8 protein-coding genes are annotated in these 13,175 nt (G+C 68.3%); 2 read left to right on the top strand and 6 right to left on the bottom strand.

What is annotated here, in order from left to right:
* Nucleotides 1–17: 17 nt before the first annotated feature.
* A complete protein-coding gene (locus CYFUS_RS24540; RefSeq protein WP_095987439.1) occupies nucleotides 18–1,001 on the bottom strand; it encodes a helix-turn-helix transcriptional regulator in 984 nt (327 codons plus the stop codon).
* Nucleotides 1,002–1,066: 65 nt separating this feature from the next.
* On the opposite strand from CYFUS_RS24540, the gene CYFUS_RS24535 reads away from it, so the two are divergent.
* Entirely contained in the window at nucleotides 1,067–1,624 is a 558-nt protein-coding gene (locus tag CYFUS_RS24535; protein ID WP_095987438.1) for a dihydrofolate reductase family protein, read from the top strand.
* 49 nt (nucleotides 1,625–1,673) lie between these two features.
* Here the strand turns inward: CYFUS_RS24535 and CYFUS_RS24530 are convergent, their stop codons facing one another.
* From CYFUS_RS24530 to CYFUS_RS24520, 3 genes are all read right to left on the bottom strand, one after another.
* Complete coding sequence (locus tag CYFUS_RS24530; RefSeq protein ID WP_332468435.1) at nucleotides 1,674–2,381, bottom strand: DUF5953 family protein; 708 nt, start codon at nucleotides 2,379–2,381, stop codon at nucleotides 1,674–1,676.
* 52 nt (nucleotides 2,382–2,433) lie between these two features.
* Nucleotides 2,434–3,333 carry a DUF6310 domain-containing protein gene (locus CYFUS_RS24525; protein WP_157758627.1) on the bottom strand — a complete coding sequence of 300 codons (900 nt, stop codon included), beginning with the start codon at nucleotides 3,331–3,333 and terminating at the stop codon, nucleotides 2,434–2,436.
* A gap of 188 nt (nucleotides 3,334–3,521) precedes the next feature.
* The gene (locus tag CYFUS_RS24520; RefSeq protein ID WP_095987435.1) at nucleotides 3,522–3,935 is read right to left on the bottom strand and encodes an ACT domain-containing protein; all 414 of its coding nucleotides are present in this window, start codon (nucleotides 3,933–3,935) and stop codon (nucleotides 3,522–3,524) included.
* Nucleotides 3,936–4,123: 188 nt separating this feature from the next.
* Between CYFUS_RS24520 and CYFUS_RS24515 the strand changes: the two genes are divergently transcribed.
* Entirely contained in the window at nucleotides 4,124–8,101 is a 3,978-nt protein-coding gene (locus tag CYFUS_RS24515) for an AAA family ATPase (RefSeq protein ID WP_198316747.1), read from the top strand.
* A gap of 49 nt (nucleotides 8,102–8,150) precedes the next feature.
* Here CYFUS_RS24515 and CYFUS_RS24510 read toward each other — a convergent pair whose 3' ends face one another.
* Entirely contained in the window at nucleotides 8,151–10,310 is a 2,160-nt protein-coding gene (locus CYFUS_RS24510) for an AIPR family protein (RefSeq protein ID WP_095987433.1), read from the bottom strand.
* Complete coding sequence (locus CYFUS_RS24505) at nucleotides 10,307–13,174, bottom strand: Z1 domain-containing protein (RefSeq protein ID WP_095987432.1); 2,868 nt, start codon at nucleotides 13,172–13,174, stop codon at nucleotides 10,307–10,309. The genes CYFUS_RS24510 and CYFUS_RS24505 overlap by 4 nt, the downstream gene beginning before the upstream one ends.
* Between the last annotated feature and the right edge of the window lies 1 nt (nucleotide 13,175).

Genomic DNA, 13,175 nt, shown 5'->3' with positions numbered 1-13,175 from the left:
TCCAAGCCGTGGGCCCTTCACCGTTCGCGCGCGCGCGGCACTCCGGCATTGTGGGCCGCCATGCGAAGGGCGACCGCGTGGAGGCGAGAGCGGAGCGAGAGGGGTGCGAGGACCTCCACGCCATCACCAAGCCCGGCGAGCTGGTCCACCGCCACGTCTTCGCTCTCCAGCCGGAGCTCCGCCGTCCGCCAGCCCTCCGCGTCCTCCGGCCCCGCCGCCGCGAGCATCTCCCGCACGGCCTCATGGGGGAGAAGGTGCGGCAGCAGGCGGCAGGCCCGCCGTGACAGGCGCACCGTGCAGGGATGGCGCAGCAGCGAGCGGTCGAACTCCGCCGAGGTCTGCTCCCACCAGGCGGCCAGCTCGAAGCCCTCGGGGCGTGTGAAGCGCGCTCCGGTGAGCGTGGCGCGCGCCACGCGGCTCACCCGGTAGGTGCGCACCTCGCCGCGGTGGCGTGCGACGAGGTACCAGGTGCCCCCCTTGAGGACGAGCCCGAGCGGGTCCACGCGTCGTCTGACACCCTCCTTCCCGTAGCGCAGGTCCAGCCGTCGGCACTCCCAGACGGCCTCGGCCACGGCGGGCAGCGCCCCGAGCGGCTCGGGCCGCGAGAACCACCCGGGTGCATCCAGGTGGAAGCGCTCGCGCAGGGCCCCTGCCCTCGCGCGCAGGGCCTCGGGGAGCGTGGCGTCCACCTTCGCGCGTGCGCTGGCCGCCACCGCGGCGAGCCCCAGGTCCGACACGGCCCGGGGCGCGCCGGAGAGCAGGAGGGCCGTCGCCTCGGGCGCTGTCAGTCCATCCAGCCGCGTCCGCCACCCCTCCACCAGGCGGATGCCGCCCTGCGGTCCAGGCTCCGTCCACAGCGGCACGCCCGCGGCCATCAGCGCGGCGACGTCCCGGTAGAGCGTCCGGACGGACACCTCCAGCTCGGCGGCCAGCTGCGGCGCGGTGGCCTTCCCACGACGCTGGAGTTGCAGGAGCAACGCCAGCAGGCGGCTCGATTTCATGGCCGGCAGTCTGCCCGAGAATCCCTGACAAGAGGTGTCAGGGAGGGGCGTGCAGGCTCCCGCCCATGACCAGAACCCAGTACTACGTGGCGGCGAGTCTCGACGGCTACATCGCGGATGCGGAGGGGCGGCTCGAGTGGCTCTTCCAGTTCAATGATGCCGAAGGAGTGATGGAGCACTACAACGTCTTCCTCGCGGGCATCGGCGCCCTCGCCATGGGGGCTCGGACGTACGAGTTCCTCCTCGGCGAGGGCAAGGAGTGGCCCTATCCGGGGCTCCCGACATGGGTGTTCACCCACCGGCAACTGCCCGCCTTCCCAGGCGCGGACGTACGCTTCACCTCGGAGGACGTCCGGGCGGTGCATGCCCGGATGGTCGAGGCCGCCGGGGGCAAGAACATCTGGATGATGGGGGGAGGGGACCTGGCCGCGCGGTTCGCGGCGCACGGCCTCATCGACGAGCTGCACCTGTGCGTCGTCCCCGTCTTCCTCCGCGCGGGGGCGCCCCTCCTGGCGGCGGCCCTGCACACGCCGCTCGAGCTCGCGGGGGTGACGCGCTTCGGACAGGGGCTGGTGGAGCTGCGCTATGTCCTCCCCGCGGGCACCCGTGGGTCGATGTCATGACCGAGCGGCAACAGTACAGCCAGCAACGCTCCGCGAGCGACGCTGAACGTCAAAGGCTGGAGCGCCCGCCGACCTCCGGGAAGCGCTCGTAGGCCCGCTTCAGCGCTTCCAGATGCGCGGGGGTGTCCAGATCAAGCGACGCCTCCGTGAGCTTCACAACCCACCCACCCGTCGCGGTACGCCGTGAGCGCGAGAGCAGGTCCGCGTCGCGGGCCGCGTCCGGGAACCCGACGACTCGTGCGGCAGCAGCCGACCAGTAGTTGAGCCACCCCAGGCGGTGCGGAATCTCAGGCAAGCGGATTTTCTCTGGGAGCTTGAGCTCTGGTAGCCCTCGCGGTGCAACCCCCGGCTTGTGCACTGGGTCCCTTGTTTGCCGCGAGATTTCCACGGTCGCTTCGAACGGCGTCGCGTGCCCCCAGAAAGCGCGAGCACCTTCTGCAATGCCCTCCAGTATGTCCTCCACGGTCGCGAGGACAGAATTTTCCAAGGGCAGTTCCGCGTGGACTTCGAGCAGCGCCTGGCCGCCGGGTCCAAATCTTGCCGGTTCCGCCACACCGAAGATCGTCACGGGATGGCTCCCATCATTATTGCAGACAAGTGGAAAACCCCCTCTTCTCCTGGCTTGGGTGAGCCATACATCCCGCTGCGGCAGAAGGCGTAGTTGATGATCTTCAGAAACAGTCCACTCCAAGCGCAACCCAGGCAGCGCACGTTCCATCCCATGGACCACGGCCACGGCACGGTTGTCATCGTCCATCAGCGCGGGCGCGTAAACATGAATGCTCAGGGTGTTTTGTATGAATGACATTTCAGCACCATGTCATGAGGACGATATTAAAACCGGGCAACAGTGCCTCCAACAGTTTCTTGTGAGCATCGGAACGAACGCCGATTGTGAATCGATAGCCGCAGGCCGCTGCGAGCGCACGCTCACTCTTCGCCTCCTCCACTTGTTTCTCCAATTCGGCTCGCCGCACGAAGGAGTTGTACGTCTCGATGTCGTTGGTCTTGACTTCCCAAAGTGTGCGCGTGGCCAGTTGCAGCGCGTCGAAGTTCTTCCCGTTCACGAACACATCCCCGCCGGGGAAGCTGTTGTCCGGCATCTTGTCGGCGCATTCGTTGTGCAGGCCATGCCCGCCAAGGTGGCGCGGCAATGGGATGGGCTTGCATCTCGGGTCGTCTTCCCTCGTGGGGGCGGACGCGGGCTGCTTCTGCGGCGAGGGCGCCCGGGCCGCTGCTTTCGCCGGGCGAGGCTGGGCCTCGAGTTCCACCATGAGCTGCCGCGAAGCCTCGGAGACGTCTCGCAGCCGCGCCTCGTACTCCCATTGAGCGTCAACCCACTCCGGGCGGCGGTCGATCTCCGCTGAGGCGGTGCTGATGGGGTAGAGCAAGGCGAGGACCGCGAGCAACGGGCCCACCCGGGGAAGCGCCTCAGCGAACGTCCTGGCGCGTCCAGCCTGCACGAATCCCTCCGCCCCCCTCGACACCTCGGCGGCTTGCCCGCTCGCCCTCGCGGCACGGGAGAAGCGCTCAAAGGCCCGTTCCGCTGCGGTCAGCTTGCCACCCAACCTCTCCCATTGACGCGGCTCCAAGTCACTGCGCGCCCGAGACCACAGCGCCCGGGCCTGCTCCAGGTCCGCCTTTCCAATCCGCGACGATGGCTGCACCGGTTCCACCGGCGCGGACACGAACCGGATGCTTGGGCCCATGGGGGGAGTCGGGATGAAGGCGTGGGGCCGTGGCATCGACGGCGGGGCGGGCGCGCTCGCGCAGGCGGAGACAAGGAGCAGGAGGGCGCTACAAACGCTCAAACGCATGGCCACGTCCTTTCAATTTGGAGTGGGTAAAGTACGGGAGTGCCACCAAAACGGAGCAAGCCCACCCGGGCGAGGCGGCGTCAGCCCGGGGACGCGTCGCCGCGAGCGAGCTCGACGAGCAGCGCCAGGGACTCCTCAGCCCGAGTGGCGGGGACGAAGAGGTGATCGTGGAAGTAGGCCGAGACGGGGTTCACGCTGATGCCCCGGGCCGCCATCCGATTCGTGATGGCGGCGAGGAAGCCCACGGCCTCGAGACTGGAGTGGACGGAAAGGGTCAGCATCCGGAAGACGGCGGTGTACGGGAGCCCGGCTGCCTCGGCCTTCTCTCGCGGGAGGATGAGGGTGAGCCCCTCCTCCTCGTGGAAGAGCCCGAGGGGCTCGAGGGGCGCGACCTCGAGCAGGGAGCGCCGGGTGGTGACGAAGACGAACTCACCCTCCCGCAGTACCGGCTTCATCGACTTCAGCAATACGCCCAGGTTCGTCTCGCCGGACATGGCGTTGCCTCCTCCTCATCCACGACAGTTGGAGTCCTTCACTATGCACGGCCAGAACGAACGGGTGTGTCGGCTTTCGCCCTACAGGACGGAGCACGACCAGGCAGGAGGGCCCCGCGAAGCACGCTCCACTGGCGCACCAGGAGTCAACCTGGGGTACTCCATGGGTTCATATGGAGACCACCAAGTTGCTCGTACCGTGCGTGCCGATGTTGGTGGTGCACCGCGCGGCGCGCCATCCCGCGGCGCCGGAGCAAGCCGAGTCCAGGTGTTTCCCCGCCGCCGTTCTGTTCGCGGACGTGTCCGGCTTCACCCCGCTCACCGAGCGCCTGGCCCAGCGAGGCTCGGCGGGCGCGGAGGAGTTGTCACGGCTGCTCGAGCAGCTCTTCGGCCCGCTGGTGGAGGTCGTCACCGCGCACGGCGGGGAGATCCTCCACTTTCCCGGGGATGCGCTGCTCGCGTCATGGCCCGGACGGGAGGGAGAGGGAGCGCTCGCGGAGGCCGTGCTCCGAGCCGCGGAGTGCGGGCTCGCGTTGCAGCGGGCGATGCGCGAGCCCCTCATGCGGGAGTTGTCGCTCGCCCTGCGGGTGGCGGTGGGGGCGGGCCTGGTCCAGGCGGTGGTGGTGGGAGGCGTCTCTGGACGATGGCAGGTGCTGGTGCGAGGCGAGCCCTTCGTGCAGCTCCGGGAGGCCGGGAGCGCCGCCGTGCCGGGCGAGGTGGTGGTCTCCGCGGCGGCCTGGCGGTGCGCGGGGGCGGACCTGGTGGGCGAGGCGACGTCCCTGGGCGGAGCGCGCGTGAAGTCGGTGCGGGCCCCCGCGCCTCGAGCGCTGTGCCCGCCGGAGCTGCCCGAGGGCGCGGACGCGGCGCTATGGCCCTTCGTCTCGCGGGTGCTGCGCGCGACGCTGGAGGTGGGCGCCGGGTGGCTCGCCGAGCTGCGCCGGGCGACGGTGCTCTTCCTGCGGCTGGACGGGCTCGCGGAAGAGGCCTCGAACGCGCTGCTGCCATGGCTGTCGGATGCCGTGCGCGCGATGCAGGAGGCCGTCTACGGCCTGGGCGGCAGCGTCAACCAGCTCCTGGTGGACGACAAGGGCCTGGTGCTGGTGGCGGCGTTCGGACTGCCCACGTGCGCGCACGAGGATGACGCGGCACGGGCGGTGAAGGCGGCGCTCCAGGCGCACACGGCGCTGCGGAGGCAGGGAGCAACGGCGGCCATCGGCATCGCCACCGGGCGGGTGTGCTGCGGGCTGCGGGGTGGCGCCACCCGATACGAATACGCGTTGATGGGCCGGACGGTGAACCTCGCCGCGCGGCTGATGCAGGAAGCCCGGGATGGCATCCTGTTCGACGAGGCCACGGCCCAGGCGGTGGGCGAGCGCCTCCTCGTCGAACGTCTGCCCCCGGTGCGAGTCAAGGGCGTGGCGGAGCCGGTGCCCCTCTTCCGTCCCGGCGGCCTCGCGCAACCGCGCGCTCCCCGCGCGGATCCCCACGCCCTGGTGGGCCGCGCCGCGGAACGCGCGCTCCTCGACGAGGCGCTGGAGGGCTTCGCCCGGGGCCAGGGGGGCGTGCACGTCCTGGAGGGAGAGGCGGGCGTGGGGAAGTCCAGCCTGCTCACGCACGTGGCGCGCGGTGCCCGGGCACGTGGGCTGCGGGTGCTGTCCGGCGTGGCGGACGAGGCGGAGAACGCCACCGTCTACTACGCCTGGCGCGCCGTCTTCACCGCGTGGCTCGGCCTCCCTCCCGCCACGTCCGCCGAGGACCGGCGCGCGGCGCTGTGGGCCCGGCTGGCCGGGGATCCCGAGGCGGAGGCGTTGGCGCCGCTGCTCAACCCCGTCTTGCGGTTGGATCTGCCGGACACGGAGCGCACCACCCACCTGCGCGATCAGACGCGCGCGGACGCCAAGTTGTCGTTGATGGTGCGGCTGCTGCGCGAGACGGGTCCCGCGGTGCTGCTGCTCGAGGACGGCCAGTGGTTGGACTCGTCCTCGTGGGAGCTGCTCCGGCGGGTGGCGCGCGATCTGCCCGGCTGGTTGTTGGTGTTGTCCACGCGGCCGCTCGCGGACAACCCGCCGCCCGCCCTGGAGTTCCTCCTTCGGCTGCCCTCCACCCGCCGCGTGGTGCTGTCGGCGATGGCGGACGAGGACATCCTCGCGCTGGTGTGCGCGCGACTCGGCGTGACGCGGCTCCAGGAGGAGGTAGCGGCCTTCATCCTGGCGAAGGCCGAGGGCCACCCCTTCTACAGCGAGGAGCTGGCCTACACCCTGCGCGACAACGGGCTGCTGCTCATGGAGCACGGCGAGTGCCGGCTGGCCCCGGCGGCGCAGGAGCTGGACACGCTGGGTCTGCCCTCGACGCTGGAGGGCCTCATCACCAGCCGCATCGATCGGCTGACGACGGTGCAGCAGCTCACCCTGAAGGCGGCGAGCGTCATCGGCCGCACCTTCGGCAGCCGGCTGCTCGGGGACGTGCACCCCCTGCCCGATGAGCGCGAGCGGCTGACGGCGCACCTGTCGCGCCTGCGGGCGCAGGATCTGGCACTGCCGGTGGGCAACACCTCCGAGTCGCTCTACCTCTTCAAGCACGCCATCACCCAGGAGGTCGCCTACAACCTGATGCTCTTCTCGCAGCGGCGGCGGATCCACGAGGCGGTGGCGCGCTGGTACGAGCGCATGCACACGGAGGAGCTGCCGCTGCTCTACCCGCGGCTGGCCCACCACTGGCTGCGCGCGAACGTGCGCTCCAAGGCGCTGGAGGCGTTGGAGAAGGCGGGAGAGCACGCGCTGGCGACGTACGCGCCGAGCGAGGCGGTGGGCTTCTTCTCGAAGGCGCTGGAGCTGGAGGCGGAAGGGCCGGAGCGGGAGGCGCCCTCGCGGCGCGCGCGTTGGGAGCGAAGGCTGGGACGCGCGTTGCGGTGGTTGGGCCGGCCCGAGGCGGGGCGGCACCTGTGCCGCGCGCTGGAACTGTTGGGCCACCCGGTGCCCGAGGAGCGCGGGGTGCTGGCCATGGGGACACTGCTCGGGGCGGCGCGGCAACTCCTGGGGAGGGCGGGCCTCGTGCGCTCGCCGCGAGATGACGCGGACCGGGAGAAGTGGGTGGAGGCGGCGGAGGCGTGCTCGGACCTGGGGCTGCTGACGTACTACGAGCTGGACATGCCGCGGCTGGGCTACTTCGTGTTCCAACTGGCCAACTTCGCCGATCGCTCCGGCGTGGCGAGCCTCCGGGCGAGGGCCTACGCGTCGTTGACGGTGTTGATGGGCGCGGTGCCGGCACACGGCGCGGCCAGGGCCTACAGCCGGGCCAGCCTGGAGCTCGCGAGCGAGGCGAAGGATCCCCACGGACAGGGGCTCTCCAGGCTGTCGCTGTCGCTCTACCTGATGGAGGCGGGCCGCTTCGCCGAGGCGGAGGAGACGGTGAAGGAGAGCATCGCGGGCTTCACCCGCCTGGGCAACCTGCGCCAGGCCGATGAGGCGGGCCTGGTCCTGCTCAACCTGCACATCGTCCAGGGACGGCTGAGCGAGGCGGCGGCGCTGGCGGCGGCGCTGGTGGCCTCGGCCCGCCGGCGCGAGGACGCGCAACTGGCGGCGTGGGCGGGGGAGGATCAGGGGCGCGTGCTGTGGCGCGAGGGGCGAGTCGCCGAGGCCGCGAAGCAATGGGAGACGGTGGAGCGGGAGCTGGATGCGCGCGCCGTGACGTCCCTTCCGGGCTCACTGGCGTTGGCGTGGCTGCGACAGGGCCACCCCGAGCGGGCACGTGCCCTCGCCGAGACCTGGGCGGAGCGGATGTTCCGCATCCCGCTCACCATCCCGGTGTTGGATGGGCACAGCGCCATGGCGGAGACGTTCCTCGATTTGTGGCTCGCGGCGCGGGAGCGAAACGAACGGGAGGCCCCGGCGCTGGAGCGACTCGCCCGGCGCTTCTGCGAGGCGCTGGAGCGGGGAGTCCGGGCGTGCACGGCCGCGCGGCCGGCGGCGTGCCTGGTCCGGGGCCGGCTGCTGTTGGCGGAGGGGCGGCGCCGGGCCGCGCGGCGGAGGTTCGAGGAAGCCGCGCGCTCGGCCAGGGAGCTGGGCATGCCGTGGGAGGCGGCGACCGCGCACCGGCTGCTCGCCGGACTGGACGAGGCGGATCGTGAATGGCACCTCGCCGAGTCCCAGCGGCTCACGCCCGGGTAGAAGTCCCCAGGGGGCAGCGAAAGGTGTCAAAATTGTCTACGCCAATCACTCAACACTCGATGAACCATGCGGGCCGCTGCCCGGTGGCCTTTCCGCCGGCCTCCCGGAACTCGGCGCGCATGCCATGTCGACGGACCTCCTTCATGAACGGAGTGAGATCCATTCCGCCCACCACCCAGAGTGCTCCACCCATCGGCACCTTGTTGATGACCTCGAGCCCCGCCGGTGACAGCACGCCGACGAGCGCGTCCGCGATCGAATCCGAGTCACCACCGTCCTCTGCCTGGGCTACACCACTCAACGCCTTGTTCAGAGCGCTGGCGAGCTCCGGCACTGCGGCCTTGCGAAGGTTCTCCCGTATCTCGGGCAGAGCCACCTTCTTGCTGGCACGCGTCGCCGGAGTGGCAGGTACCTCCAGCTCGGCGGGAAGCGGAATGTCCATGGCCTTAATGGCCTTCCAGCACTCCTCCTTCTTGCACCACTCGGTGACGTTGCGTCCGTCGGCGGTGCTCTTGATGGCCGCCTCGATGGGGCCGAGGAGCCCGGCCAGGGCGTCCTCGACCCGAGTGGGCAGCTTCTGCGCTCGCCAGATGGCAGCGAGGTCCAACCGGTCACCAACACGGGCGGCGAGGTACGCAACGGAATAGGTGACGATGTTCGCCCTGTAAGCTCCGACCCTGGCCTCCTTCGCGAGCGCCTGGGTCTTGCGGAAGATGAGCGCCTTCGCCACGAGCTCGTGGAAGTGGCCTTCGTCGGGGAGGAAGTCGGGCTGCTGCTCCTTGAACCGGAGCGTGAACTGCACGAAGTTCTTCTGCGCGCCCTTGCTGACCAGATGCGGCAGCTGGCCCCAGCTGTGCTCGTAGACAGCGAGGTCCGTCTTGGTGAACATCTGTGACATGGGGTGGATGCTGTCGAACTGGCGCTGCTGCGCGGGGCTGGCGGCCTTCGCGCGGGCCACCAGGTACTGACCCCGTGCCCGCTCGTAGAACCAGCGACTCTGTTCTCCCGGAGCCCAGATGGTGCGCGAGAGGCTCTCCATCTTCTGATGGTACGGATCGTTCGCGGAGAAGTCCGCCTCGTTCACCTTGTTCTGACTGTTCGCGTACAGGGAGATGCGCGGGACGAGCGTCTCGAGAAGCTCCGCGCGGACCTGCGAGAGCTTCATCTGCACATAGACCCGCGACATGTCCGCCTGGTCCTTCTTGCCCGCGCGGTGGATGGACGCGGTCGTCTGACCCCCGTTGACGATCTGCAGCCCCTTCACCCGGGACAGGCCCGTGGTCCCATCTGGAAGGAGCTCCGTCTCCACCTCCTCCGCCACGACAGTCAGGCCGTTGTTGTAGGCGAAGAAGAGCTGCGGCTCCTTGAGCAACGTGTCTCGGATTCCCCGGTTGATCTTCCCGCGAGCCTGGAGGAACGAACGCACGTTGAGCTCGAGGAGCCGCTCACCGTAGTCGTCGTAGAGCCTGTGGAGCACATCCCCGGGCACCACCGCCAGATAGGCCCCGTATTCGCCCTCGGAGATCGGCACCGGCAAACAGGGAATGGAGCGTCCGAACTCCTCCACGAAATCGATTTCGATGGCCTCGCGGGCGCGCCCCGAGCTCAAGCTCCGGTGCAGGCGCTCGATGTCCCAGATGTCCGCACGCACCTCGATGTGTGCGTGCTTTCCGAGCTTGAGCGGCTTCTGCTGCTTGTGCTCACGCACGATGCAGTCGGTGAGCACGATGACATTCACCCGCTCCAGGCTCCCGCTGGTGAACAGCCCCCGGACGCGATCCGCCATGTCATGCGCGGGATGGGCCTGTTCCATCTTGTCCGACAGGCTCGTCGAGGCCAGCTGCACGAAGTTCAGGGCACGCTGGATGACCTGTTGCACCTCCGTCATGCGCAGCACCACGGGTTCAACATCATCCCTGTAGATGCTCGTGACGATGTCGAGCTGCTCCTCGTCCTCGCTCACGCTGTAGCCGTTGACCTTGAGCTGGCGATTGCCAACCTCCTTCCGGAAGTAGCAGGTGTGCCCATCCTCGATGGCACCCGCCTCCGAGATGATCTCCATCACCCGATCGGTGAAGGCATTCTCCTTGAACTCCGCGAACTGGGCACCGCCAGCGCCACTCGCCTGCTCTCCCCTGGCGAGCGAGACGATTTCCGCGTGGAACCGGCGAGCGAACTCGAGCAGCTCCGGACTCGGGTTCCCGCTCACAGCTCACCCCCGTATTCCTGGGTCTGGTAGACACTGTTGACCCGATAGGTCACCTTCGCCGCTGTCTCCGAGTTCGGGAAGCTGACCGCCCATCCAATGGGTGTCACCTCCGCTTCGAGCAGACGATTCGCGTAGTGCGGGCGGGGATCGAGAGGGTAGAGAAGGAGGACGCCCCGCTTCTTCGGTCGGACGTGCCGGATGAAGGGACCGCTGGGCTCCTCGGGCTCCTGCTTTCGGCGTGTTCGCCCCGGATCACGCTGGAAGCCCTCCTTCGTGAGTTCGAGCGCCCGGGCGTACGTGTTCGCATCGAGGTCGATGGTCTCGTCCCTGGGATTGACCAATCGGCGGATGCCGTACAACTCCCTCCGCTCCTTGTTCTTGACGTCACGGAACGTGAGCGTGATGGGCAGTCCGGCCAACGTGTCCGGCATCCCATCCTCCCCGTCCTTTCGACCGATGAGGGCGACCGTCCAGTGCGTCAGCTCCTTCTGCTGGAGCTGCTTGTTGATGAACTCGGAGAGTAGCTCTCCCCTCGCTTTGTGCGGACCCTCGGGAACCTGGAGCGCGGCGAGAAACATCGAGACCTCCGTCCCCGGCACGTCCTGCCAGACATACGAATGCTTCCACTGCTCCGGCCGATCCGGTCGGGACTGCGTCCACCCCTGGGGCCTGGGCCCCAGCTTCTCGAGGAACCGGATCGTGGTGGTACGGTTGTGCTCCAGCGTTCGCCTGCGTGGGTCGAAGAGCGTCGTCTCGATGATGTCCCCGGCGAAGGAGAGCTGGAGCTCCACCCCGTTCCTCATCTTGACGGGAGAGGTCACCAGCAGCGTCGGATGCGAGCGGACCCGCAAGCCGTAATCCGCGGGTGTGCCGCCCACGGCGGCCATCCTGTCGAACTCCTGCCGCAGCTCCTCGCTGGCCTTCGTCACGTACTGGAACCAGTCGTCGAGTTCCTCGGTCATGTACAGCCGGCAGAGGTCCAGGTAACCAGGCCTGTAGCCGAACCAACGTCCCATCTGCATGAGGGTGTCGTACATCCGCGAGGCCCGGAGGAAGTAGCTCACGGACAACCCCTCGAGTGTCAGACCTCGCGCGAGCTTGTCACCGCCCACGGCAATGACACTCAACCCCGTGGCTTTGTGATCCTCGTAGTCGAGCACGTCGCCAGCGGTGCCGTTGATCTGCTTGACCTTGATGGCGCCGACCGCAGCCTTGAGGTGCCCGGAGACATCGTCCCAGGACAGCTCTGGCAGCGCCGGGTCCTTGATGGTCCCGGAGGTGGAAACGAAGTCCTTCTCCCAGAGGCGGCGGAGCTCCTCGTGTGCGCCCGTGATGCCGGCGGCCTCTCCCAGCTCCAGCTGGTCCCGCAGCTTCTTGAGCGTGCTCTTGACCTGCTCGTGGACCTCGTTCTGCACGTTGGTGAAGCGCGTCACGTGGATGAGCATCGAGTTGTGCTCTTTGGTCTGTCCACGGGCCCGACGCGCGGCGCAGGCCAGGATGAAAGCGTGCACGGCTTGCTGGAGTGATGGAGGAAGCGCGCGCTTCTCCTTGTAGCGGGGCTTGTGGTCCTTCTTGTGGATTGGAGGCATCCACCCACCCCGTTCGTCGGGCTCGAGTGAATCCGCATGGTCCTCGATATGGCGGATGAGCCCGAGCGGCTTGCGCTCCTCCAAGCCCAACGAGGAATCCGGCTCGAGTCCGAAGACACGCACGGGGCCCACGTAGTCAGACGAGGCAGGCAGGTTGGTGATGAAGCTCTTGGGGAACAGATCCTCCCCGTGCTCGTCCGTCCTGCCCGCGTCGTGGATGAAGATGTTCGCGAAGGGCGTGGCCGTGTAACCGACGTAGGAATTCTTCTCGAAGAGGTGCAGCAGCTTCCGGATCTGCCGGTTGATGGAGGTGGGGTCGTGATCCGGGTCCGGCCTGCCCTCCTCATCGAACTCCTGGGATCGGGTATCGATGGAGGCGTGGTCAGCCTCGTCGTCGATGACGAGAAGCGGGACGTCCGCCACCACGCTCCGCTCCACTCCATCCACCTTGATCTTCTTCTGCGCGAAGCGCTCGACCCACGAGTTGAGGTTCTCCAGGACGCGCGCGTTCTTCTTGACCACGAAGAGCAGCGGCAGGCGCAGGGCCTCGGGGCTGATGTGGAAATTGCGCCGGACACTCACCTTGAAGTCGCCGTCATCGGCTCGCGTCGTGATGGTATTCGCGCTGATGCTCGGGTCGATCTGCCCGACCCCGATGTGCTTCCGCTTGGAGCCCTCGACCGCCTCGTCCTTGCTCTCGTACCCGAGGAATCCTTCGTCGAGGCGGATCTGCGTCTGGCTGCGCAGGCTCTTGTGGATGCCCGCGAGCACGATGATAATCTTGTACCCCGCATCGGCGGCCTTGCAGATGAGGCCCGTGTAGTTGGCGGTCTTGCCCGACTGTACGTGTCCCACGACCAGTCCCCGGCGGCTCCAGATGCCCTTGCGGTTCGGGTCCTCGAGCCGGCCCAGTGTTTCGTCGGTGAGCTCGTTGAGTGTATCGATGCTCGTGGAAGACCAGCGTTTCTGCTGGAGCAGACGCTGATACCGCTTCCAGAACTTCCACTCGATGCCCGACTTGCGGCCGTTCAGCCAGGCGACATGGTCCTCGTTGTTCTCGAGGGTCGCCGAGCTGCCCATCCACACCGAGAACGAAGACTCGAGATCCGCGATGAGTCGCTCGCGGTCGACCTGGTTCTTGAGCGTCGGATCCATCAGGAGGGCCGTGTCGACCTTCCCCGCGATCACCTCCCGGGTGAGCGCGATTCCCTGCAACACCTGCCCCTTGATGAGGACCTGCGCGATGGTCCATGCGCTGTCGTACTCGGCATTCATC

The sequence above is a fragment of the Cystobacter fuscus genome, from assembly GCF_002305875.1.
Classification (GTDB): Bacteria; Myxococcota; Myxococcia; order Myxococcales; family Myxococcaceae; genus Cystobacter; species Cystobacter fuscus_A.
This window is presented reverse-complemented; position numbering and strand designations above follow the sequence as displayed.

Bases quoted from the DNA above. Each gene is read 5' to 3' on its own strand.
- CYFUS_RS24540 (WP_095987439.1), bottom strand. From the start codon at position 1,001: ATGAAATCGAGCCGCCTGCTGGCGTTGCTCCTGCAACTCCAGCGTCGT.
- CYFUS_RS24535 (WP_095987438.1), top strand. From the start codon at position 1,067: ATGACCAGAACCCAGTACTACGTGGCGGCGAGTCTCGACGGCTACATC.
- CYFUS_RS24530 (WP_332468435.1), bottom strand. From the start codon at position 2,381: ATGGACGATGACAACCGTGCCGTGGCCGTGGTCCATGGGATGGAACGT.
- CYFUS_RS24525 (WP_157758627.1), bottom strand. From the start codon at position 3,333: ATGGGCCCAAGCATCCGGTTCGTGTCCGCGCCGGTGGAACCGGTGCAG.
- CYFUS_RS24520 (WP_095987435.1), bottom strand. From the start codon at position 3,935: ATGTCCGGCGAGACGAACCTGGGCGTATTGCTGAAGTCGATGAAGCCG.
- CYFUS_RS24505 (WP_095987432.1), bottom strand. From the start codon at position 13,174: ATGAATGCCGAGTACGACAGCGCATGGACCATCGCGCAGGTCCTCATC.